18 protein-coding genes and 3 pseudogenes are annotated in these 24,906 nt (G+C 30.8%); 15 read left to right on the top strand and 6 right to left on the bottom strand.

Annotated elements, in window-relative coordinates; genetic code table 11:
• The first annotated feature begins 82 nt into the window (after window positions 1–82).
• On the top strand, window positions 83–1,558 hold the full coding sequence (locus tag AC0L3M_RS00985) for a helix-turn-helix domain-containing protein (RefSeq protein ID WP_473431510.1): 1,476 nt from the start codon (window positions 83–85) through the stop codon (window positions 1,556–1,558).
• 32 nt (window positions 1,559–1,590) lie between these two features.
• Here the strand turns inward: AC0L3M_RS00985 and AC0L3M_RS00990 are convergent, their stop codons facing one another.
• From AC0L3M_RS00990 to AC0L3M_RS01015, 6 genes and pseudogenes are all read right to left on the bottom strand, one after another.
• Entirely contained in the window at window positions 1,591–2,007 is a 417-nt protein-coding gene (locus AC0L3M_RS00990) for a hypothetical protein (protein WP_473431511.1), read from the bottom strand.
• Window positions 2,008–2,111: 104 nt separating this feature from the next.
• Window positions 2,112–5,468: a preprotein translocase subunit SecA gene (gene secA / locus AC0L3M_RS00995; protein WP_473431512.1), complete on the bottom strand. Its 3,357-nt coding sequence runs from the start codon at window positions 5,466–5,468 to the stop codon at window positions 2,112–2,114.
• 173 nt (window positions 5,469–5,641) lie between these two features.
• Window positions 5,642–5,863 (bottom strand): DUF2795 domain-containing protein, encoded by a 222-nt coding sequence (locus AC0L3M_RS01000; RefSeq protein WP_006989959.1) that lies wholly within the window; start codon window positions 5,861–5,863, stop codon window positions 5,642–5,644.
• A gap of 163 nt (window positions 5,864–6,026) precedes the next feature.
• Complete coding sequence (locus AC0L3M_RS01005) at window positions 6,027–6,599, bottom strand: cob(I)yrinic acid a,c-diamide adenosyltransferase (RefSeq protein ID WP_473431513.1); 573 nt, start codon at window positions 6,597–6,599, stop codon at window positions 6,027–6,029.
• Between the two features lie 69 nt (window positions 6,600–6,668).
• Window positions 6,669–7,448 carry an O-methyltransferase gene (locus AC0L3M_RS01010; RefSeq protein ID WP_473431514.1) on the bottom strand — a complete coding sequence of 260 codons (780 nt, stop codon included), beginning with the start codon at window positions 7,446–7,448 and terminating at the stop codon, window positions 6,669–6,671.
• A 327-nt stretch (window positions 7,449–7,775) separates the two neighbouring features.
• Window positions 7,776–9,643: pseudogene (locus AC0L3M_RS01015) on the bottom strand (ABC-F family ATP-binding cassette domain-containing protein).
• 219 nt (window positions 9,644–9,862) lie between these two features.
• On the opposite strand from AC0L3M_RS01015, the gene AC0L3M_RS01020 reads away from it, so the two are divergent.
• From AC0L3M_RS01020 to AC0L3M_RS01085, 14 genes and pseudogenes are all read left to right on the top strand, one after another.
• Window positions 9,863–10,663, top strand: coding sequence for a polysaccharide biosynthesis/export family protein (locus tag AC0L3M_RS01020; protein WP_473431515.1), 801 nt, complete (start codon window positions 9,863–9,865; stop codon window positions 10,661–10,663).
• A gap of 9 nt (window positions 10,664–10,672) precedes the next feature.
• Entirely contained in the window at window positions 10,673–12,571 is a 1,899-nt protein-coding gene (locus tag AC0L3M_RS01025) for a GumC family protein (protein WP_473431516.1), read from the top strand.
• 11 nt (window positions 12,572–12,582) lie between these two features.
• Window positions 12,583–13,128, top strand: coding sequence for a tyrosine-protein kinase family protein (locus tag AC0L3M_RS01030; RefSeq protein WP_473431517.1), 546 nt, complete (start codon window positions 12,583–12,585; stop codon window positions 13,126–13,128).
• Window positions 13,129–13,145: 17 nt separating this feature from the next.
• A pseudogene (locus AC0L3M_RS01035) lies at window positions 13,146–14,023 on the top strand (ABC transporter permease).
• 1 nt (window position 14,024) lies between these two features.
• Window positions 14,025–15,290: an ABC transporter ATP-binding protein gene (locus tag AC0L3M_RS01040; RefSeq protein ID WP_473431518.1), complete on the top strand. Its 1,266-nt coding sequence runs from the start codon at window positions 14,025–14,027 to the stop codon at window positions 15,288–15,290.
• Window positions 15,291–15,307: 17 nt separating this feature from the next.
• Window positions 15,308–15,949: a hypothetical protein gene (locus tag AC0L3M_RS01045; protein WP_473431519.1), complete on the top strand. Its 642-nt coding sequence runs from the start codon at window positions 15,308–15,310 to the stop codon at window positions 15,947–15,949.
• 77 nt (window positions 15,950–16,026) lie between these two features.
• A complete protein-coding gene (locus AC0L3M_RS01050) occupies window positions 16,027–17,061 on the top strand; it encodes a glycosyltransferase family 4 protein (RefSeq protein WP_473431520.1) in 1,035 nt (344 codons plus the stop codon).
• A 28-nt stretch (window positions 17,062–17,089) separates the two neighbouring features.
• On the top strand, window positions 17,090–18,016 hold the full coding sequence (locus AC0L3M_RS01055; protein ID WP_473431521.1) for an NAD-dependent epimerase/dehydratase family protein: 927 nt from the start codon (window positions 17,090–17,092) through the stop codon (window positions 18,014–18,016).
• Between the two features lies 1 nt (window position 18,017).
• Window positions 18,018–18,908 carry a glycosyltransferase family 2 protein gene (locus AC0L3M_RS01060; RefSeq protein WP_473431522.1) on the top strand — a complete coding sequence of 297 codons (891 nt, stop codon included), beginning with the start codon at window positions 18,018–18,020 and terminating at the stop codon, window positions 18,906–18,908.
• Window positions 18,909–19,254: 346 nt separating this feature from the next.
• Window positions 19,255–20,226: a glycosyltransferase gene (locus AC0L3M_RS01065; RefSeq protein WP_473431523.1), complete on the top strand. Its 972-nt coding sequence runs from the start codon at window positions 19,255–19,257 to the stop codon at window positions 20,224–20,226.
• 247 nt (window positions 20,227–20,473) lie between these two features.
• Window positions 20,474–21,625: a glycosyltransferase family 4 protein gene (locus tag AC0L3M_RS01070; RefSeq protein WP_473431524.1), complete on the top strand. Its 1,152-nt coding sequence runs from the start codon at window positions 20,474–20,476 to the stop codon at window positions 21,623–21,625.
• Window positions 21,626–22,510 carry a glycosyltransferase family 2 protein gene (locus AC0L3M_RS01075; protein WP_473431525.1) on the top strand — a complete coding sequence of 295 codons (885 nt, stop codon included), beginning with the start codon at window positions 21,626–21,628 and terminating at the stop codon, window positions 22,508–22,510.
• Window positions 22,511–23,949: pseudogene (locus AC0L3M_RS01080) on the top strand (MBOAT family O-acyltransferase).
• Between the two features lies 1 nt (window position 23,950).
• The gene (locus tag AC0L3M_RS01085; protein ID WP_473431526.1) at window positions 23,951–24,853 is read left to right on the top strand and encodes a hypothetical protein; all 903 of its coding nucleotides are present in this window, start codon (window positions 23,951–23,953) and stop codon (window positions 24,851–24,853) included.
• Window positions 24,854–24,906 lie beyond the last annotated feature (53 nt).

The raw sequence follows: 24,906 nt of genomic DNA on the forward strand, positions 1-24,906 counted from the left end.
TTTTTAAAAAACAAGCGAACGTTCGCTAAAAATATTTTTTCGCCAAAATTGAATATTCGCAAAAAAGAGTATATTTGTTATTATGGAAGAAGATTACATTAAATTAATTTTTGGGCTTAAGCTAAAGCAGATAAGGACTGATAAGAATTTATCCTTATTAGGTTTGTCTAAACTTTCTGGTTTGTCAAAATCGTATTTAAACGAAATTGAGAATGGTAAAAAATATCCTAAACCAGATAAAATTGCAATATTATCAGAAAAGTTGGATGTACCATACGACCAAATGGTGTCTTTAAAATTGGATAAAAATTTAGCACCAATTGGTGATATTTTACAGTCTAAAATTTTGAAAGAAATTCCGTTAGAGCTATTTGGTATTAAAGAAAGCAATCTAATCGATATAGTAGCTAATGCGCCAGCAAAAGTGAATGCTTTTATTAGTACAATTATAGAAATAGCACAGAATTATAATTTTAGTCGTGAAAGTTTTTATTTAGCTTCTGTACGGTCTTTTCAGGAGGCGAATAATAATTATTTTGAAGATTTAGAGCAGAGTGTTTTAAAATTTGCTAAAGCGTATCATATTGATTTAAATGAAATCATAACATCTCAAGATTTAGAGGAAGTTTTAGTTGAAGAATATGGTTATACTATAGAAGTTAATGAGCTTAGTAAGTATGAAGCTTTGGGTAATTTACGATCCATGTTTGTGCCCAAAACTAAAACACTATTATTAGCTAATGAGATAGACGAAGCGCAAAGAACCTTTATATACGCTAAAGAGTTAGCGTATAATTTTTTAGAAATAAAAGAGCGTTTATTTACTTTTCCATGGATAAAATTTGACACCTTTGATCAGGTATTAAATAATTTTTATGCTTCTTATTTTGCAGGCGCTTTAATTATACCTAGCGAAAAAATTAAGACGCAGTTAAATAAAATATTTGAAAAAGATACTTTTGATATAGACTTGTTCTTAAATGCTATTGAAGCTTATAATGCTTCTCCAGAATCTTTTTATCAACGCTTAACTAATATTTTGCCTAAGGCATATAATATCCAGAATTTGTTTTTTTTAAGGTTTACGCATAGAGCAAATAGTGAGCGTTTTTATCTTAAAAAAGAATTGCATTTATCGCATCAACAATCACCTCATGCTAATGAAACCAATGAGCATTATTGCAGACGTTGGGTGTCATTAAAAATGCTAAAAGATATTAGTAATAGTAAGTTAGAGCATGTTTTTGACATGCAGATTTCAAACTATGAAAATGATGGTATGAAGTATTTAGTATGGTCTTCAGCTACTAAAGATCCATTTAGAGAGAATCAATATAGAAGCATTAGTGTAGGACTGCTAATTAATAAACAGCTGCAACGTAAACTTAATTTTTTAAATGACCCTAAAATTGAATCTAAAAATGTAGGTGTAACTTGTGAGCGTTGCGCTATAATGGATTGTAAGGTTAGGGAAGTAGCTCCTGTTTTTTTAGATAAAAAAGCTAAAAATGAAAAGTTAGAGTCTATTGTTCAAGCATTAAATGCTAAGTTTTCTTAGGTAGTAATTTATTGTTTAAAACTGGTTAGAGTTTAGACTAAAGCTCCAAAAACATATCTAGAAGCTAATGACTTTCCAAAAAAGAAAGCAGCAATTGCTAATAAACCATCACTTAACGAAAACCACAGCGCTTTTGGTAACATAGCAATGGTTGCTGCTGTTGCAATAACCATTAAAGCACCAACAATGTAAGCGGGAATCATGCTAGTTTTTGATACCATTCCTGCAATTGTCATTCCTGAGATTATACCTGTAAAATGTGCAATTACAACAAACACTTTTGAGCCTATTGGAATAAGATGCATATTAGCTTTTATAGAGGCTATGTCGTTTGGATCAATTTGTTCTGGTAATGGAAAAACCGTGTGACCAATTACCGTTTCTATTAAATATACTACAACTGCTGCAGTAATAAAACCTAAAATTGTTGCTAATATATTTTTAAGCATAGTCTTAAATTTTGATCCTAAAAAGGAAGCTATTATTAATTAAAAATACAAAAAAATCCTAAAGCATAAACTTTAGGATTTTTTTACTTTAATGTTTGTTTAGTTTAATCATTAACAATAACCCATTCGCCTTTTGCGATTAATGGTTCAGCTTGTTTAAACTTGACCGTTTTATTTTCTCCCGACATAACATGCTTTATAGTTACTTTGTCATTACGACCAATCTTAGGTTGATCTCTAACAATAGTCTCTACAACTTGTTGTTGCGGTTGTGTATTTCCTGCAGCTCTGTTTTGTGCAGAACGTTCATCTAAATTAGGGATTTCTTCTTTTTGAGTTTGAAGATTTTCTTTTTTACGTACTTCTCTAGCTTCGCTAATGGCATTAGTAGTTTCAGTAGGTAATTCTCCTTTAAATAAGAAAGAAATCACTTCTTTATTAACCTGGTCAATCATGCTTTTAAATAATTCAAAAGCTTCAAATTTATAAATTAATAAAGGGTCTTTTTGCTCATGCACTGCTAATTGCACAGACTGTTTAAGCTCGTCCATTTTACGTAAATGTGTTTTCCAAGCATCATCAATAATGGCTAACGATATGTTTTTCTCAAAGTCTGTTACTAACTGTTTTCCTTTAGTTTGGTAAGCTTTTTCTAAGTCGGTTACAACTTGCAAGTTTTTAACTCCATCTGTAAAAGGTACTACGATACGTTTGTATTTATCACGTTGGTTTTCGTACACATTTTCAATAATTGGAAAGGCAATATCTGCATTGCGTTCCATTTTTTCTTTATAATGTGTAAAACCAGCTTTATAAATGGTTTGCGCTATATCTAAAGCTGACATTTTATTAAATTCGGCTTCAGTAATTGGAGATGACATTGAGAAGAATCTGATTAATTCAAATTCAAAATTCTTAAAGTCATTCGCAGCTTTGTTAGATTCTGCAATACCTTCAGAGGTATCATAAATCATATTTGCTAAATCTACACGTAGACGCTCTCCAAACAAGGCATTGTAACGACGTTTATAAACGACCTCACGTTGCGAATTCATTACATCATCATACTCTAGTAAACGCTTACGTACTCCAAATTGGTTTTCTTCTACTTTTTTCTGTGCACGCTCAATAGACTTAGAAATCATAGAATGTTGAATCACTTCACCTTCCTGTAATCCCATTCTATCCATCATCTTAGCGATACGCTCTGATCCAAAAAGACGCATTAAGTTGTCTTCTAGCGATACGTAAAATTGTGAACTTCCTGGATCTCCTTGACGTCCAGCACGACCACGTAACTGTCTGTCTACACGACGTGAATCATGACGTTCTGTACCTACAATTGCAAGTCCACCAGCTGCTTTTACTTCGTCAGATAATTTAATATCTGTACCACGACCAGCCATGTTTGTTGCAATAGTTACTTGTCCAGATTTACCAGCTTGATCAACTATTTCAGCTTCTTTTTTATGTTGTTTTGCATTTAATACGTTGTGAGGTATTTTTCTAATGCTTAGCATTTTTCCTAGTAACTCACTTATCTCTACAGATGTTGTACCAATTAAAACAGGACGTCCTGCTTCAGATAGTTTTGTAACATCATCAATAACTGCATTGTATTTTTCACGTTTAGTTTTGTAGACTAAATCTTGTCTGTCATCTCTAGCAATTGGTCTGTTTGTTGGAATTTCGACAACATCTAATTTGTATATCTCCCAGAATTCACCAGCTTCAGTAACAGCAGTACCTGTCATACCTGACAGTTTTTTGTACATTCTGAAGTAATTTTGAAGTGTAACCGTTGCAAAAGTTTGCGTAGCATCTTCAATTTTTACGTTTTCTTTAGCTTCAATAGCTTGGTGTAGTCCATCGCTATAACGACGACCATCCATAATACGACCAGTTTGCTCATCCACAATCATTACTTTATTGTCCATGACCACGTATTGTGTGTCTTTTTCAAATAAAGCATACGCTTTTAATAATTGATTAAGCGTGTGGATACGTTCTGATTTGATTCCGAAGTCACGGAATAAATCTTCTTTCGCTTCAGCTTCTTCTTCAGTAGATAACCCTTTTGCTTCGATTTTAGCCATTTCAATACCGATTTCTGGCATGACAAAAAAGTCAGGATTGTCTTTTCCAGAAAGGTACTCAACCCCTTTATCTGTTAATTCAATTTGATTATTTTTTTCTTCTATTACATAGTACAATTCTGCATCAACCTTTGGCATCTCGCGATTGTTATCTTGGATGTAATAGTTTTCAGTTTTTTGAAGAATTTGTTTTACACCTTCTTCACTTAAAAACTTTATTAATGCTTTGTTTTTAGGAATACCTCTGTAAACTCTTAATAATTTTAATCCACCTTCTTTTGTATCTCCTTCGGCTATTAATTTTTTAGCTTCAACTAAAACCTGAGTTAAATATTTACGTTGGATATTAACGATGTCATCAACTTTAGGTTTAAGCTCTGTAAACTCATGCTCATCACCTTTAGGGATTGGTCCAGAAATAATTAATGGTGTACGTGCATCATCAATTAATACAGAATCCACCTCATCGACAATGGCGTAATGGTGTGGACGTTGTACTAAGTCTCCAGTAGCATGTGCCATGTTATCACGTAGGTAATCAAAACCAAACTCGTTATTGGTACCATAAGTAATGTCTGCGTTGTATGCTTTGCGTCGTGCATCACTATTAGGTTGATGATAATCAATACAGTCAATACTTAAACCATGAAAGTTAAATATTGGAGCCATCCAAGCACTATCACGCTTAGCTAAGTAGTCATTTACGGTTACTAAGTGTACACCTTTACCAGCTAAGGCATTTAAATATACAGGCAATGTTGCCACTAAAGTTTTACCTTCTCCTGTTTGCATTTCTGCAATTTTACCTTGGTGCATTGCAATACCACCAATTAATTGGACGTCATAATGTACCATATCCCAAGTAATGGCTTTACCAGCAGCATCCCATGAGTTTGCCCAAGTGGCTTTGTCACCATCTAAAGTAACAAAGTCTTTGTCTCCAGAAAGGCTTCTGTCAAACTCGTTAGCAGTAACGGTTATAGTTGTGTTGTCTTTAAAACGTCTAGCAGTTTCTTTAACAACAGCAAAGGCTTCTGGTAATATTTTGTTTAACGTATCCTCTGTAGCAGTATAAGATTCTTCTTTAATTTTATCAATTTCTTGATAAATATCTTCACGTTTGTCTATGTCTTCTGTTGCTTCAGCCTCAGCTTGTAGCGCTTCAATTTTAGAGTAAAACGGTTGACGCGCTTCTGCTATAATAGCTTTAAACTCGTCAGTTTTAGCACGTAATTGGTCATGAGATAAAGCTATCAAAGCCTTTTCAAAGGTTTTAATTTTATCTACTATTGGTGTGATGGCTTTAACGTCTTGTTTAGACTTGTCGCCAACAAATACTTTTAGTACGGAATTTAAAAAACTCATAGTTTTTGTGTTTTATTTGAGATGCCATTCTATGCATTGCAAAGAATAACAGTACTTTATGTTTTGTCCTTTTTTAAAAGGGCTTAAATATACGTTTTTAGCTGCGTTTAGCTATATTAAAAAGCACAAAAAAAGTCTCTAATTGAGACTTTTTTGATACTATTTGTGTGTTATTAATACTCGTCCTCATTCCAGAGGTAATCTTCGTCAGTTGGATAATCTGGCCAAATTTCTTCTATAGAATCGTATGAATCACCTTCATCTTCTATTGATTGTAAATTTTCTACAACTTCTAAAGGTGCGCCTGTTCTAATAGCGTAGTCAATAAGCTCATCTTTAGTTGCTGGCCAAGGTGCATCACTTAAATAAGATGCTAATTCTAATGTCCAATACATTTCTTATGCGGTTTTAATTTTTGCAAAAATAAATTTTTAGTTTAAATAGTCAAGAAAAAAGTGAATTATTTTTTCATTAAAAAAAAGAACGTCTTCTAAACTGAAACTACTTGATACTAAAGTATTTTGCAGTGTTACTAATCACAGCGCTTTATAACGTGGATTACTTTTTTTCAGGTATCCACTTTACTTCGTCTGCTTGTAAGTCATGAGACAACTTTCGTGCCAATACAAAAAGATAGTCAGAAAGACGGTTTAAATACGTTAACGCATTGGCTTCAAAAGGCTCTAAATCGTTAAGTGCTGATGCTAAGCGCTCTGCACGTCTGCAAACGGTTCTGGCTATGTGACAGAATGACACAGTTTGATGACCACCAGGAAGCACAAAATGTGTCATTGGTGGTAAGTCCTGGTTCATAATATCCATTTCTTGTTCTAACAAGATAATATCTTCATCAGAAATTTTATTAATGTTTAAGCGTTCTTTTCCGTTTTTAAGAATCGCTTTTTCAGGATCAGTAGCCAATATTGCACCTACAGTAAATAACTTATTCTGTATCTCAATTAAAATGTCTTTATATAGTTGATTAATCTCTTGGTCTCTAATTAAACCTATGTAAGAGTTTAGCTCGTCAACAGTACCATAGCTATCAATCCTAATATGATGTTTCGGGACACGTGTGCCTCCAAATAAAGCAGTAGTACCTTTGTCTCCTGTTTTTGTATATATTTTCATGATTGTAAAGTTAAGGGAAAAGTTTAAAAGTAGAAAGTTAAAAACTAAGCGACGCGACTATTAATTAATTTAAAGTCTAATGGTAAAATGCTCTTTAGCTTGTTCTTTTCTAAAAAACACAAAACCAAATTTATAGGTATCAATAGTTACGGTTACTTGAGGGTGGTTTTTTATAATTTCCCAAGCGTCAGTCATTTCTTTTGACCAGTAAATGTCATCTAAAATAAGTACTGTGTCGTTGTGCGTTTTAGGTAGTAGCATTTCAAAATACTGCAATGTAGCCTGCTTGGTATGATTGCCATCACAATAAATTAAGTCTAAGGTTTGCGAATTTAAATTAGCAATAACCTGAGCAAAATCACCTGTTTTTATTGAAATGTTTTTTAAGTCGAAATTTTTAAATTGGGTTTCGGCTACAGCCGAAATATTAGGACAGCCTTCAACGGTTGTAATTATTGCTTCTGGATTTCCCAAAGCTAAAGCTTGAGTCGCAATACCTAGGGAAGTACCAAGCTCTAAAACAGTATTACTTTTAAAATAATTGGTTAATCGAAATAGTAGTTTGGCTTCTTTATAATTTGATCCAGCTACTTTAGCTATTTTAGAAATGGATCTTTTATTGTTTTGAAACACCTGACTGCCAGAGCCTAAGTCAGTGACGTTAATGCTAGCTGTGTTGTTTATAAGCTTTTTTCTGTAGGATTTAATATCTAGGTAAGCAGCGTGCTTTTTTTTGTCGTAAAAACACTTGGTAACTAAATCATAAACAAAAGGGGAGTGCACACCATGTTGATTAGTGGAGCGTTTTAAAAAATTAAAGTAGGATTGTATTTGGTAAGTCTTACTCATCTGATAGCTATTTGCTATTATTTTTCTTTTTAAAGATCAAATGTTTATTCTTGAAAGGCTTTTTAGATCGTGACAAATTCTTTCTGTTCACTTTGCCTTGAAACAAACCCTTCGACTACGCTCAGGATAAACCAATCCAAAAAATCATATTGAAATGAGGGAATTACTAAAGTAGCATTCACTCTAGGAATGACGTGCTTAAAGCTACACTTTGAAGCTTCATTCATTATTTCTGAATTTCAATGTTCAATTCTGTGAATTGATTTTGGGAGTAGACCTTTTTGCTTTATTTTGTTTAAGTTCTAATCGTTCTTTTTCTGTCTAATTTTATCCTTCCATTTTTTCTGACAATTCTAACCAACGCATTTCTTTTTCTTCAATGCTATCTATGATTTTTTGAATTTTAGCAGATAATTCTGTGATTTGATCTTGAGATAAATCTGGATTTAAAAATTTTTGTTCAATCTCTTTTTTATCAAATTCTAGAGATTTTATTTTGCTTTCTAAGTTTTTGTATTCTTTCTGTTCGTTGTAAGATAGAGCTGCTTTACTGCTGTCTTTTTTCCAGTTTTTCTTTTCTTTTTTATCTTCTGTGTCAGTGTCGCTTTCAGGCGCTTTACTGTCTTCATATATACGATAATCTGTGTAGTTTCCTGGAAAGTTTTCTACTTCACCTTCGCCTTTAAAAACTAATAGGTGATCCACAATTTTGTCCATAAAATAGCGATCGTGAGATACGACTATCAAACAGCCAGGAAAATCTAATAAAAAGTCTTCTAACACGTTTAAGGTTACAATATCTAAGTCGTTAGTAGGCTCATCAAGAATTAAAAAGTTGGGGTTTTGTATTAAAATGGTACAAAGGTATAGGCGTTTACGCTCACCTCCACTTAGTTTTTCGACAAAATCATATTGTTTTTTTCTATCAAATAAAAAGCGTTCTAATAATTGTTGTGCGCTAATTTGTCTTCCTTTTTTTAACGGAATGTAATCTCCAAAGTCTCTAACTACATCAATTACTTTTTGGTCTGGTTTAGGTGTAATACCTGCTTGGGTATAATATCCAAATTTAACGGTTTCACCAATTAATATTTTTCCGCTATCAGGAGCAGTAGTTTGGGTTAACATATTTAGGAATGTTGATTTTCCTGTTCCGTTTTTACCAATAATACCAACACGTTCTCCACGTTGAAAGTTGTAATCAAAATTGTCTAAAATGACTTTGTCCTTAAAGGATTTAGATAGCTTAACTAATTCAACAATTTTGCTTCCTAAGCGCTCCATGTTTAGTTCTAACTCGACAACATGATCTTTTCTGCGTTGGGATGCTTTGTGCTTAATTTCGGTAAAATCGTCAATTCTAGATTTAGATTTGGTCGTACGTGCTTTTGGTTGACGACGCATCCAAACTAATTCTTTTTTAAAAAGTTGTTTTGCTTTACCAGTTTCTACTTGTTCTCTAGCTATACGTTCTTCTTTTTTTCAAGGTAGTAGGAGTAGTTTCCTTTGTAACTATATAATTCGCCATGATCAAGCTCTATAATTTCGTTACACACACGCTCTAGAAAAAAGCGGTCGTGAGTAACCATAAATAAAGTGATGTTTTCTTTGGCAAAAAAAGCTTCTAACCATTCAATCATTTCTAGATCCAAATGGTTGGTTGGCTCATCTAAAATTAATAAGTCTGGTTTATTAATTAGTGCATTAGCCAAGCTAAGACGTTTTTTTTGACCTCCAGACAGTACGCTGACTTTTTGATCTAAATTGTCTAATTTTAATTTAAAAAGTATTTGTTTGTATTGTGTTTCAAAATCCCAAGCATTGTGTCTGTCCATTTGCTCAAACGCTTTTTGGTAAACATCTTCATCTTCAGGATTAAGCAATGCTTTTTCGTAGTTTTTAATAATATCTAAAACAGGATTGTCGGCATTAAATATGGTTTGTTCAATGGTTAATTCTGGGTCTAGAATTGGTTCTTGAGGTAAAAAAGCAACCTTAATATCTTTTCTGTAAATAATATTACCAGTATCAGGAACATCAAAACCAGCAAGCATTTTTAAAATGGAGGTTTTTCCTGTTCCGTTTTTAGCTACAAAAGCAATCTTTTGGTCTTTATGGACGCTAAAAGATAAGCCTTCAAATAATGTTAATTCGCCATAAGATTTGGCAATGTTTTCTACAGTTAAATAATTCAATGCGTGTAATTTTTAGCAAAGATGGTTATTATAAGTGAAATGTAGAATATTTAAAAGTGAAAAGTTGTTTGGTTAATAATCTAGTAACTAAAAAAAGGTTTGAAAAACAATAATAGTTAAGGTTGGTGCCTAATTTTTGAATTTAAAATCAAAAACCCTGTTAGTTGTTTTGTTTTAAAGTGCTAAAGGTTATATTTGTGAATTAACAAACCTGTAAAAATGAAGCGAATTGTAATGTATCTTGTCCTAGTGCTTGGACTTGTAAGTACCTCATGTATTACTCAAAAAGATGTTGTTTACTTGCAAGATAAAGGTACAGTTATAAACGACTCGTTGCAATTACAGGCTTTAGCATCTCCTTATCGTGTTCAGGTTAATGATATTTTAAGTATTAGTATTAAATCTACAGATAGCGAACTTAAAAAGTTGGTGGAAATTTTTCAGCCAACAGAGCTAAGTGCAGGGACAACAGGTAATGGTAATTTATATTTTAGTGGTTTTACGGTTGATTTACATGGTAATATTGAATTTCCTATTCTTGATAAAGTTAATGTTTTAGGATTTACTACTGAAGAAATTGAAGACAAGGTTAAAGAAGCACTTTTAGATAAATATTTAAAAGATGTCTCTAAAATTTTTATAACTGTTAAGCTTGCTGGTTTACGTTACACTGTAACAGGAGAAGTAGGTGGAGGAGGCGTATTGACCTTATTTCAGGATCGTGTTAATATCATTGAAGCTTTAGCTAATGCAGGAGATATTACAGATACTGGAGATCGTAAAGATGTCCTTGTTATTAGGCAATATCCAAATGGACAGAAAATACATCATATAGATTTAACAGATGTGGCAGCTTTAAAATCGCCATATTATTATATTCAGCCTAATGATATGATATTAGTTAAACCGCTTAAAAGAAAAGCTTTGGGAGCAGGACAGACAGCTACACAAACATTTACTACAATAGCTAGTATATTTTCAGTTTTGGTGTCTACTTACTTTTTAGCCAAAAACCTTTAAAAGATAAACATGAACGACGAATTTGATGTTTTAGACTCAAGTCCAGCATTCGATATAAAAGCATTTTTATTTAAAGCGCTTAGTTATTGGAAGTTGTTTATTATATGTGTTGGTATTGGTGTTTTTATAGTCTACCAACAAAACATCAGAAAACAACAATCTTTTCGACTATCAACTAAGATATCCATAGAAGATGATAAAAATCCATTGTTTACTACAAACACCAATTTAACCTTTAATTATGGAGGTGTTTCAGGTAAAGTTCAAACGGTTATAAATACATTACAATCTAGAAGTTTGCATGAGCAGGTTGTGGATAATTTACAGTTTTACATAACTTATTTAAAACAATCTAGGTTTAGAAAAGACGATATTTATAAAGCTGCACCATTTAGATTTATTCCAGATTCATCCGGTTATCAGTTATTAAATACACCTGTTAAGGTTTCCTTTATTAATAGTCATGAAATTGAGTTAGAATTTGATTTTAAATCAGAAACGGTTAGTGCTCAAAAATATTCTGACCTTCAATTAAACGTGGTTGATGTGCCAATAGGGTTGATTACTAAGCGTGTAATATTAGGTGAATATATTGATTTACCCTATTTAAAGGGTTTTTTTAAATTAGATAAAGATAGGCAACCTAAGTTAGGGGAAACTTATTTTTTAAAAATGGAGGCTTTTGATGCAGTCGTTGCGAAGTACAGAGATGGGCTTGCCATAACTAATCCAAGAAACTCTGCTATAATTGGCCTAAGTATGGTTGATAATAACACTAAAAAAATTGAGGATTATCTAAATGAAACCGTTCGAGTAGTATCTAAAGAGCAATTAGACAGAAAAAACTTATTTGTAACAAATACGATTAATTTTATTGATAGCCAATTAAGTCGTGTAAAAGATTCTTTAACAGGAAATGCTGATGCATTAAACAATTATAGATCTAAAAACGGAATTTATGACTTAGATCAAGAAAGTGAGTTATTATCTTCAAAATTATCCGATTTAGAGTTGCAACGTGATGACGTTAACCGTAAAAAGGCATATTATACCAGCTTAAAAAAATATCTTCTAACTAGTAATAATTTTACAAATTTACCTGCTCCTTCTGTCGCAGGTATTGATGATGGTAATATATTGGCTAACATTAGTAAAATAAACACACTATCTATTCAAAAAGCCAAATTTGAATCAACAGTGAAACCAGGAGCCTCTATTTTTGATGATTTAAATAGTCAAATTGAAAGTATCAAGTTGGTATTGTTGGAAAATATTAGCTCTGCATCTATTGGTATTGAGAGAGAGTTAGGTAGTATAAATGGTAAAATAGGCTCAGCAAGAGGTCAATTTAATAAGCTTCCTAAGGACCAACAGAATTTGTTGGACATTGAAAGACAATATTTATTAAACGAGAAAACCTATAATTTATTTTTGTCTAAGCGTGGTGAAGCTGATATAATTAAAGCAGCAACAGTATCAGATATTTTATGGATTGATCCCGCAAAAAATACAGGAGCACAACCTATAGATTTAAAGTTAAGTTCTAGATACATGTTTGCTTTGTTTGGTGGTATCCTGCCTCCATTGTTATTAGCTTTTTTGGTCGTGTTTTTGGACACCAAAATACATAATCCACAAACTTTAGAGAATATAAGTACTATACCTATGCTAGGTGTGGTTGGTAAAAATGTTTTAGATAATAATCTTGCTGTTCACCGTAAGCCAAAGTCTGCTGTAGCAGAAGCTTTTAGGGCTATTCGATCTAGTTTGCAATACATGTATAAGCAGCACGAGATTGATAGTACTAAAACTGTCATGGTTACTTCCTCTGTTAGTGGAGAAGGAAAAACCTTTTGTTCTATCAATATTGCTACAGTATTTGCGCTTAGCGGAAAAAAACCGTATTAGTAGGATTAGATTTGCGTAAACCTAAAATATTTGGGGATTTTGATATTCAAAATGATATTGGAGCAGTAAACTACCTTATTGGACAAAAAACATTGGATGAGGTGATTCAAAACACTAAAGTTAACAACCTAGATGTTATAACTTCTGGTCCTATTCCTCCAAACCCATCAGAATTATTGATTAGCGAAAAAATGGATGAGTTAATGGCTAATCTTAAAACGCAATATGACTATATTATCCTAGATACACCTCCAATTGGATTAGTAGCAGATGCTTTAGAGCTGTTAGAGTATGCAGACGCATCTTTATACGTTGTTAGACAAGACTACTCTAAAAAAGAGATGCTAACATTAATCAACGATAAATATAGAAAAGGAGAAATTAAAAATATTAGTTTTTTATATAATGGTTATGACCAAAAAGGTAAATACGGTTATGGCTACGGTTATGGATATGGCTACGGTTATGGGAACTATACTAATGGTTACCATGAGGAGGAAAAGAAGAATACATCCTTTACTAAAAAAATTCTAGCATTTTTAAATCCATTTAAATAAGCAATAAAATAATAAATTTGGAGAGTAAACATATTAAATCAGATTGGCTATACACCATCTCACCCAAAAAAAGCTTATAGATCTTAATTTTAAAGAGATTTGGAGGTATCGTGATTTGCTTTTTTTATTTGTAAAACGAGATATAATCACGCAATACAAGCAAACTATATTAGGGCCATTATGGTATTTTATACAACCCTTATTTACCTCAGTAATTTTTACACTTATATTTAATAACCTTGCAGCTATACCTACTGGTAATGGGATCCCTTCCTTTTTATTTAATTTAGCAGGAATAACCTCTTGGAACTATTTTAGTTCTTGTTTAACTGGTACGAGTGATACCTTTAAAGTGAATCAAGGTATTTTTGGTAAGGTGTATTTTCCTAGAGTTATTACACCATTGTCCATTGTGTTTTCTAATCTTATAAAGTTTGGAATTCAGTTATTGGTATTTGCTTGTTTTTATTTTTATTTCGTGTTTTTTACAGATTCTGCTTACAATGTATTTCCTCAGTTAGCTATAGTTCTACTACCCATTTTAATTGCTTTTATGGGTTTACTTGGTTTAGGTTTTGGAATGATTATTTCATCGATGACCACTAAATATCGCGATTTGAGCTTTTTAGTAGGTTTTGGTGTACAATTACTTATGTATGGATCGGCAGTTATGTATCCTTTATCTTATTTTAAAGAAAAGGTGCCAGAGTATTCTTGGCTAGTTGAATATAACCCGATGACCACAATAATTGAATTGTTTAGATATATGACTTTGGGTATTGGAGATTTTTCAATATCACAATTTTTATATGCAGGAACAATAAGTGTTATCTTGTTTTTAATAGGATTAGTTATATTTAATAAAACCGAAAAGTCTTTTATAGATACTGTGTAATATGAAAGAAAAAGACATTATCTTAAAGGCAGAACACATTTCTAAGCAATACCGTTTAGGACTAGTTGGTACAGGTACAATAAGTCATGATTTAAATAGGTGGTGGAGCAAACTTAGAGGGAAAGAAGATCCTTATTTAAAAGTAGGTGAGAGTAATGATCGTAGTACTAAAGGACAGTCAGAATACGTATGGGCTTTACAGAATATTAATTTTGAAGTTGAACGTGGTGAGGTTTTAGGAATTATAGGAAAAAATGGCGCAGGTAAATCTACTTTGCTTAAAATTTTATCTAAAGTCACAGGACCAACAACAGGCGAGATTAAAACTAAAGGACGTATAGCGTCTTTATTAGAAGTTGGAACAGGTTTTCATGGCGAAATGACTGGACGTGAAAACGTGTATTTAAATGGTGCCATTTTAGGAATGACTAAAAAAGAAATTTCGTCTAAAATTGATGAAATTATCGAGTTTTCGGGTTGTCAGCGTTATATAGATACTCCAGTTAAACGTTATAGCTCTGGTATGACTGTACGTTTAGCTTTTGCAGTAGCAGCCTTTTTAGAACCAGAGATTTTGGTGATTGATGAGGTGTTAGCGGTTGGTGATGCCGAATTCCAGAAAAAGGCTATTGGTAAAATGCAGGATATTTCTAAAGGAGAAGGTCGAACAGTATTATTTGTAAGTCATGATATGAATGCAATCTCTACGCTTACATCAAGATGTGTTTTATTGGTAAATGGAAAAGTGAAAATGACGGACGCAACCCAGAAAGTAGTGTCTGCATATTTAAATGAATATAAGGAAAATCAGGATTTAGAAGAATTTGTTCTTTTTGATAAATATAAACTAGTAAGGTTTAACCTTTTTAAAAACAAAAACAAAATTGATGCTATAGGCTTTAATGAACCATTTGAAATAGTCATAGAGCTAGAGCAATTAGGAGAAGCCATAGATTTAGAAATTGAAGTTTTTATTATGAATGGAAAAGGAAAAGTAATAACAACTTTTTCCACTTACTTATCCGGTTTTAAAGTGACCAAAGAGGATAAAATAAATTTGCTTTGTGATGTAGTCGGTTTAAATTTAAGTTTAGGTACTTATTATTTAGATTTAAATGTTATCAATATGACTAATAATGAGGTGAAGCGTTTAGAAAATCTTCAAAAAATAGAAATTATTTCCTCAAAAGGGTACAGTCTAAAACAAAAACTTAAAGAACAGTTTCATGGTAATATAATAATGTCGCATCAATGGTCTCAAGATTAAAATATAAATTTCAAGAGTTGCTTTCAAGATATAAATGGTTTAATAAATTTAAATTTGCTAGTATTTATAAAAATGACGGTTTTAATCATACTAAACAAAGTCCATCTAAATCAGGACCTGGTTCAGATTTAATACAAACCGAAGAAATTCGAAAAAAATTACCACAAATTTTAAGCGATTACAATATAAAAAGTCTTTTAGATTTGCCATGTGGTGATTTTTATTGGATGAAAAATATTGACTTGAGTAAAATCAATTATATTGGAGGAGATATAGTTCCTTTAATTATTAAGAATAATAACTCTAAGTACAAATCAAATAATATTTCTTTTAAAGAAATCGATATCGTTTTTGATACTCTAGAAAATGTAGATTTGATTATTGTAAGAGATTTATTTGTGCATTTAAAATTTAGTCAAATACTTAAAGCAATTGAAAACATTAAATCAAGTAAATCAAAATACTTGCTTGTAACCTCATTTGTCGATTTAAAAGATAATAAAGATATTAAAATTTCAAGCCAATGGAGACCATTAAACATGGAGAAAGCTCCTTTTAATTTTCCAAAACCGCTAACTATAATTAATGAAAATTGTAAAGAGGCGAATGGAAAATTTAAAGATAAATCGTTACTTCTGTTCAAATTAAATGAAGTTTAAAAAAAATAGCTATTCTCGGACCGATTAACTCTAGAGGAGGTAGAGAAATTGAGGCTGCTTTTATTGCAGATGCCTTGATGGCAAAATATGAGGTTTCGATATTTTCTACTGAAACGGTTGAGAAAAATAATGATTTATATATAGTCAACCCAAGTCTTGTTATTTATACAAAATACAAGTCATTTGTGGATAAAATAAAAGCTTATCTAGGAATTAAATTAAATTATGCAAATCTTCAATTTAGAAGACTTGATCGCAAAAAAAATAAATCATTAAAAAAAGTAATTCAGCAATCGGATTTAATAGTAATTATAGCTCAATTAACATCTAACTACACCAAAGAAATTATTTTAGCAGCCAAAGAAAATAATAAGAAAGTTGTTTTCAGAACAACAGGAACTATTCCTAAAATTAATTTAAAAGACACTTATTTTTCTTACTTAAAACATGTTAGTTTATTTTTGAATCACTCAAAAGAAAACTCCAAAATATTTAGCAATAAAAGTAATCTTAATTACAAAGTAATTGACCAATGTGTCTTTAAAGAAGAAGCTATTATAAATTTTCAAAAAACTAAAACTAATCCTATTAGAAAGTTTTATTGTGCTTCTAGGTTAGATAAAAATAAAGATATAATAACCGTAATAGAAGCCTTTAATAATTTAAAAGCATACAAAAACTTAGAATTACATATCGTTGGTGATGGACCAGAGTTAGAGTATTTAAAATCGAAAGCTAAAAATTTGAATATTAAATTTTATGGTCATTTAGACTATGATATTATGATTAAAACCATTTCTCAATTTGATTGCCTAATTATAGCTTCCATTGAAGAAGCTGGACCTTATAATGCATTGGAAGCAGCATTGCTAGGTATTCCAATCATATCAACTAAAGTTGGTGCAATGAAAGAGCGCTTTTTCGACAATAATCGTATGTGGTTTAATGTAAAAGATAGTCAAACGCTATCTGAAAGGATAATAGAATATTCAAGTTATAGTAATCAAGAGATAAAACAAATTCAAAATCATTATATTGAAATTTATAATGCAAATCATTCTAAGGAAACTATAGCTAAAGCTTATTTAGACACACTAAGTTTGTATTTATAATTTTGGATTTGTAAAAATATAATAATAGATGACCACATATTTAATAACAGGAGGAGCAGGAAATGTAGGGAGCACACTAGCAAAACATTTAGCTAGCGATAAATCAAATACAATTATTATTGTTGACAATTTATCTACAGGAAGCCTTAATAAAGTGCCAAAACTAGATAATGTAAAATTTATTAAAGCCAATGTTAATACTTATAATGACATTGCTCCAGTTTTTGCACGTTATGATTTTGATTATGTGTTTCATTATGCAGCCATGGTTGGTGTTAAGCGTACGTTAGAAAACCCTATGAGTGTTCTTGAGGATATTGAAGGAATTAAAAATGTGCTTTCACTATCAAAAAATTCTGGTGTAAAACGGGTGTTTTATTCAAGTTCATCAGAAGTTTATGGAGAGCCTTTTGAGATCCCTCAAAATGAGAATACGACGCCATTAAATTCTAGATTACCATATGCTATAGTCAAAAACGTTGGCGAAGCTTTTTTTAAATCTTACTATCAAGAATATGGGTTAGAGTATACCATTTTTAGGTTTTTTAATACCTATGGGCCAAATCAAAGTGAAGATTTTGTACTACCACGTTTTTTAAAATTAGCACTGCAAGATAAAGATATTAATATTTATGGAGATGGCTTGCAAACACGATCGTTTTGCTATGTGGACGACAATGTTGAGACCTGTATCAAAGCTATTACAGATAAATCTTGTGTTAATGAGGTTTTAAATGTTGGTAGTGATTTAGAACAAACCATTTTATCTCTTGCTCAAGAGATTATTAGGCTTACCAATTCAAAAAGTAATATTGTTCACTTACCAGCATTAGAAGAAGGTGATATGGCTAGACGTTGTCCAGATACTTCAAAAATGAAAAAAGTTTTAGGCAGAGATTTGATGTCGTTAGAAGAAGGTGTTTTAAAACTAGTTAAACATTACAGTAAATTATAACATGCGTAAAGGATATAACCCTACTAAAGGCGGTAAGTTAGTTGTTAAAGAGCCATGTGACCATAGGATAATAATACCTTTACACATTCCACATGAAAATGATTACTTTAAAGATGCCTATCAGATTTTTGAATTATGTCTGTTTTCAATTTTAAAAACTGCAAGTTCAAAATTAAAAGTCTCTATTATTAGTAATAAATGTTCTTTTGAGGTTAATCAAAGACTTTTACAATTATATCAAGATCATGATATTGATGAGCTTATTATAGAAAAAGAAGGCATAGGAAAAATTAATAGCCTTTTAAAAGCTTTACGCACAGTAGAAGAGCGTTTAGTAACCATTACAGATGCAGATGTTTTATTTTTGGATCATTGGGAAGATGAGGTTGTTTCTGTTTTTAAATCTTTTCCAAAAGCAGGAGCTGTGTGTCCTGTCCCTGTTTATAGAAAACATTTAGATTTAACAGCAAACATCTGGAGCAAATATCTGTTTTCAAATAAATTAAAATTTAAAAAAGTAAAAGATGTTGATGCCTTAGAGAATTTTGCAAAAAGTATAGGGTGGACCCATTTACCAGAAGAATTTGGTGATAGCATTGGTACATTAACAGCAAAAGACAATACTGTTGCAGTTTTAGGCTGTTCTCATTTTGTTGCCACCTATAAATCAGAAGTGTTTAAAGCGCTTCCAGAAGAAAATAGCGCTTATTTAATAGATGGAGATAGCGAGTTTTTGTACATGGATAAGCCAGTAGTTTTAACTGATGGTTATCGATTAGCAACATACACCAATAATGCATATCACTTAGGTAATGTGTTTGAACCATGGATGCAAAAAAACTTTGATGCTTTAAAAAAAGAGAACAAAAATTTATTGACTATTCGTCTTTAAAAACTTTAAAGAAAAATACAGTTAAGTATTTTATAATCAATAAACTTTTTAAACGTGCTATAAAAATTAAATCTTTATTAAGATATTTATTAAAAAGAAAAGGATTAACAAAGACGCAAGTGTTTAATTATGTGGATAGACAATATTAATTTTACTAATTAAAACAAAATATAATAAAGATGAGTAAAAAAAACATTCTAATTATTGGCCCTATCTCAGAATCAGGAGGTAGGGAAATAAATAGTATTTTTTTTAGAACAATTTAAAAAAATATAACACTTTTGTTTTTTCAACAATTCCTGTCTCTTCGTTTTCTATTGTCGATGAGTATTTAGGAGATAAAAAAATGAATTCATTTGAAAGAATTGCATTAAAATCTTTTTTTATTAGATGTTTTTTACAAATTATAAAATGGAAAAACAATTTACAGATTGAAAACCTATTTTTAGTGAAAAACAAAATCAGTAAACTCTTTTTTGATTTTGACAAGTTGTATGGTCAAATATTAAAAAAAGAAATAAGCAATAAAGATATTGTTTTTTATAGTGGATTGTTAACAGATAAGTGGTTGAATTTAATAGTAGAATTATGTCATCGAAACAATAAAAAATTAATAATAAGGGTGACTGGTTCTTTAAAAAATGAAACCAAATACTCTAACATTGTTAAAGATGAAAAAATTGTTGTCCATTCTTTAGAGAATTTTGAAATACTTAAAAACGAAGGATTTACTAATGTTAAGTGTATTGAGCAGTCTAGTAGTCTTGAAAGAGAACTGTTACAATTAAATATTTCATTTCAACAACCATTAAAATTTGGTTATTTGGGTAGGATGAGTCACGAAAAGGGGCTAGAAATTATTGTTGATACGTTTAAAAAGAATAAATTAGAATTAAGGATTGCAGGTTCTGGACCGTTAAATAACCAAATTGTAAATCTAACTAATAACTATCCTCAAATTGTTAAAGAACATTTTATTCCTTATAAAAATGTACCTGAATTCTTAAGTAAAATAGATGTATTATTAGTTTTGTCCAAACACGAAGGTGGTCCACTAGTAGGTATAGAAGCTATGGCTGCAGGTAAAATCGTGCTTTCTACAAAAGTTGGAGCAATGACACAAAGATTAAATTTAGTTGATAAAGATTTATTTGTAACTGAACACTCAGAAGAAGAGTTGACAAATACTATAAAATCGCTATTGCAGAAAAATAGATCAGAGATTTATGCTTTAAAAAATAAAATGCGAGAGTATTATTTAGATTATGCATCAAATGAAGTTGTTATGACTCAATACTTTCAATTTATAGACTCATGATGTACAGAGCTGTAACAATAAGTAATCTTCAATATTTAATAGTAAAAAATCTTCAATCTATTAAAATACAAGTCTTTACTATTTGTAAAGGTTTTTTTGCCTTTGTTTATAGTATAGAATATACAGTTAATGTAACTATTAATTTAATTAAAAATATTAATAGCTTTCAGTTGTTAAATTATCCTTTAGCTGTTTTTAAATTAGTAAAAAAAGGAGATACTAAATTTAAACCCTTATTTAAATTATAATGAAGATTTTAATGGTAGCCATACCAAACCATCACTTTTTTCAATGGGTTAACCAATTGGAGCAGTCTGGCTATGAAGTGTATTGGTTTGACGTGACTGATGGTGGACCTAAATCTTCAAAAATAGAGTGGGTTACTCAAATAAAAGGCTGGAAGTTAAAATGGAATTTTCCTTTTAGGAGTACAATAAAAAAACATTTACCTAATCTATATAAAAACATTCAGAAAATAAATGAAAATAGCGTTTTAAAAACCTTTCAAAGTACGATAGATCATATACAACCAGATATAATCCATTGTTTTGAAATGCAATTAGCAGGATTGCCGATTATGCCCATTATGTTACAAAATAAAATACCGTTTATCTATTCATCTTGGGGAAGTGATGTGTTTTATTTTGAGCAATTAGGTGTCTCAAAACAAGCATTGCAGCAGTTTTATGCACGTGCTAATTATTTAATCTCAGATTGTAAACGCGATTACAAGTTAGTTTTAAAAAATGGTTTTAAAAATCAATTTTTAGGCGTGTTTCCTGGAAATGGAGGATTAACTATCCAAACATCTAAGATAAAACCGTTTGATAATAGACCGCTTATTTTGATAAAAGGATATGACGATGGTGTTGGCAAAGCGTCTAAAGTATTGGATGCGTTGCTTTTAGTTTCGAAAGACTTATTTTATAATAAACATATTGTTATTTACAGTGCAGATGACGTTATTCAGCAACAAATAGAAGCATCAGAAAAACTCTCAGATTTTAATATTACTGTATATTCTAGACATAAATTTATTCAAAATACAGACTTATTAGCTGTTATGGGACAAAGTTGTATTCATATAGCCAATAGTATTTCCGACGGAATGCCAAATGCACTTCTAGAAGCCATGTCAATGGGAGCATTTCCAATTCAATCTAACCCAGGACAAGTTACAGAAGAAGTGATTACTCATAATAGTAATGGCTATTTGATAAGTAATCCTTTAGATGAAACTGAAATTGCGTGTCATATAAAAAATGCGCTTCAAAATGATAATTTAAGACATCAAGCTCAAAATTTTAATATCGATTTCATCCAAGAAAATTATAATCGTGTTACCTTGCAATCCCAAATAGAAAACCTATACCAAACCGTTTATTCCGCAAACCAATAAATGCAAATTTCATATTTAATAGTCACAAAAAATAGACCAGAAGATTTAGCTTTTACATTAAAGAAGTTGAAATCTTTAATGGATTTTTCTATTCATGAAGTGTTGGTATTTATTGATGGTTGTCCTAAAACCGAAACCATTATTAATGATTTTGAATGGGTTAATTGGACAGTATCTAAAACAAGTATAAGTGCTTCACCAGCTAGAAATAGTTTATATAAAAAAGCGAATGGACAAATTTTTATTGGCTTAGATGATGATGCACATCCAATAAGTGAAGCCTTTATAAAATCTATCGAAGATGATTTTAATGCCAACAGCAACCTTGGTATAATCGCTTTTCAAGAAATAAGAGGATTATACAAATCCGATAACGAGGCTTTAAGTTTCGCAAAATATATTGAACCGTATTATACAAATGATTTTATTGGTTGTGGATTTGCTATAAAAAAAGAAGTTTATAACACTTCAAGAGGTTTTCCTGTTTGGATTGATATTTATGGTGAAGAACCAGCTTTGGCTTTAGAGGTTTTAGATTTAGGATATCAAATAGTCTACAATTCTAAAATAATAGTAAACCATCGTGTGGATACCGCAAAAAGAAAGTTACAAGGTAAAAATTATTTTAGGTTTGAACATCAATTAAAAAATACAATACGATTGTATCTTGTGTATTATAAGTCACCTTTAACAAAAATAGCTAAATTGTTATTGCATAATTTTAAAAAGTATGCTTTAAAAGACTTTAAGTATTTTAAAGCTTTTGTGCATGTTTGCTTTTCAACTCTTTTAAAGTTACCAACTATTTTAAAGTATAGACGTCCTGTTAAAGTCAGTACGTTGCAAATTATAAAAAAACTAAAAGGACTAAATTATTCAGGATAAATGTATTTTAATTCGCTAGACTTCGCCCTATTTTTACCAATAGTTTTTGTACTGTATTGGTTTGTAACCAATAAAAATTTAAAACTGCAAAATGCATTATTAGTTGTTGCTAGTTATGTGTTTTATGGTTGGTGGGATTGGCGTTTTTTATCTTTAATTGTTTTTAGTTCTCTTGTGGATTACACCATTGGTTTACAATTAAACAAAGCAGCACAACCTTCTAAAAGAAAGTTGTTGCTGTGGTCTAGTATCCTTGTAAACTTAGGGTTTTTAGGTTTTTTTAAATATTATAATTTCTTTATTGATAGTTTTGTTGAAGCTTTCTCATTTTTCGGGAGTTCAATTCAGCCCAATACGTTAGATATAATTTTACCAGTTGGTATAAGTTTTTACACCTTTCAAACCTTAAGTTACACCATAGATGTTTATAAGCGAAAACTTGAGCCAACACAAGATATCGTTTCGTTTTTAGCCTTTGTTAGTTTTTTTCCACAATTAGTGGCAGGTCCTATAGAACGTGCTACCAATTTACTACCACAGTTTTATAAAAAACGTCAATTTCATTACAGTCAAGCTGTGGATGGATGTAGACAAATACTTTGGGGATTTTTTAAAAAAGTAGTTATTGCAGACAATTGTGCCCAGTTTGCTAATCAGATCTTTAATAACTCATCGGAACATACTGGTAGTACTTTGCTAATAGGTGCATTATTTTTTACTTTTCAGATTTATGGTGATTTTTCTGGGTATTCTGATATAGCCATTGGTACCTCAAGATTATTTGGTTTTGACTTAAAACAAAACTTTGCCTTTCCATATTTTTCAAGAGATATAGCTGAATTTTGGCGACGCTGGCACATATCCTTATCTACATGGTTTCGGGATTATTTATACATTCCGTTAGGAGGAAGTCAAGGTGGCAATTGGATGAAAGTGCGTAACACGTTTATAATATTTTTAGTCAGTGGGTTTTGGCATGGCGCCAATTGGACATTTATTATTTGGGGATTTTTAAATGCGCTTTATTTTTTACCATTATTATTGGCCAAACGTAACAGAACTAATTTAGATGTTGTAGCACAAGATTCAAAATTACCAAACATAAAAGAACTGGTGCAAATGGGACTTACTTTTGGTTTAACCGTTATTGCGTGGGTTTTTTTAGGGCAGAAAGCGTTACCCATGCATTAACGTATTTAAAAGGTCTATTTAGTACTAGTTTATTAACTGTACCAACCATTAGACCAACTAATTTACTAGTGCTTATTCTATTTTTTATAGGTATAGAATGGATTGGAAGACGTCAACAGTATGCAATAGAAGTCTTGCTGCTTAAGCAATCTAGGGTTATTAGATGGGCTTTTTATATGATTATAATTGCTATGGTTTTTGTGTTTAGTAGTAATACTCAGCAAGAGTTTATATATTTTCAGTTTTAATATGAAATTATTTGTAAAGCACATATTGCTTTTTGGATTATTATTTTTTATTGTAGAAAAAGGGTTGTATTACTTTATTCAAAATGCACCTAAAAAAGAATATGATAAAAGACTTGAATTAATTCTTGAAGGTAAAATGGAAAAAGATATAGTTATTATTGGATCCTCAAGAGGAGCTAATAATATCTCTGCTAAACAATTAGAGGAAAAAACAGGATTCAGTTGTTATAATTTATCTTATCGAGGCTCGAGTGTTATTTTTCATGAGTTTATTTTAAAAACACTATTACTGCATAATAATAAACCAAAAAAAGTTTTATTAGTAATTGATAACGGTTATCAATTCATAAAAGAACATTCATTACATTTTAGATTTGATAGGCTTAATCCTTTAAAAAACTATGGATATATTCATGAAAAATTAATAGAAAACAACAAAAAAAGTTTTCTATCTAACTTTTTTTATTCTTTTAAAGTAAATCGAGAAGATTTTTCTTTAAAACCTAAAAGAGTTTATCAAATAGATGTAATGACTTCTCATGGTTCTAAATTATTAAAAGCAAAATACAACGAGAAGTTAGAGTACATTAATGCAGTGAAAAAATATGAAATCAACGAGGAAGAATTAGCTAAATTAGAGGCTTTTAATTCCATTCAAAGAATGTGTAGTAATAATGATATCGAGCTTTATTTGGTGTTTACACCTGGATTAATGACTTTCGATACCGATTTCCTAAAAAGATTTAAAAAATTAGTTAATCCTGAAGAGAAAATCATAGTTTATGATACTCTTGATGAGAGATATAAAGAAAAAGACATTTATAGAGATCACACACATATGTTTTCTAAAGGTGCCAAAATTTTCACCTCAGAAATCAGTGATTTTATAAACTCAAATAAATAATAAGATTGCTTTATTTTATTAACGTTTTGAAAGATTTTCGCTGTTAAATTATG

The sequence above is a fragment of the Olleya sp. KJ81-1 genome (assembly GCF_055808135.1).